This is a genomic window from Psychrobacter sp. AOP31-B2-9 (genome assembly GCF_052378005.1).
GTDB lineage: Bacteria > Pseudomonadota > Gammaproteobacteria > Pseudomonadales > Moraxellaceae > Psychrobacter.
This window is the reverse complement of sequence record NZ_JBQSXG010000364.1, coordinates 1-326: the sequence shown is the minus strand read 5'-3', so window position 1 is coordinate 326 and position 326 is coordinate 1. Positions and strand designations below refer to the sequence as shown.

The window sequence follows — 326 nt, the reverse complement described above, 5'->3', positions numbered from 1 at the left end:
GGTAATCCCCCCAATAAATAAGAACACTTACAAATAGAGATTAACTGCTAAAATACACCAGCAGGAGAATCCTATGAAAAAGACACGCTTTAGCGACAACCAAATCGTCAACATCCTAAAACAAGCCGAACAAGGCGTTCCTATCACTGAGCTGTGCCGCGAGCATAACATCAGCCAAAGTACCTTTTACAACTGGCGCTCAAAGTATGGCGGCATGGATGCCTCTTTAATTGCGCGCTTAAAAGAACTTGAAGTTGAAAATGCACGTCTTAAGAAGATGTATGCTGACGAATGTCTTAAGTCCGATATTCTACAGGATGCCATGA

Annotated in this window: 1 protein-coding gene; it reads left to right on the top strand. The window is 42.3% G+C overall.

Annotation, left to right across the window (positions count from 1 at the left end):
• Positions 1-73: 73 nt before the first annotated feature.
• Positions 74-326: transposase (locus tag ACT3SX_RS15650; protein ID WP_444519344.1), on the top strand; the 253-nt coding region annotated here is incomplete at its 3' end.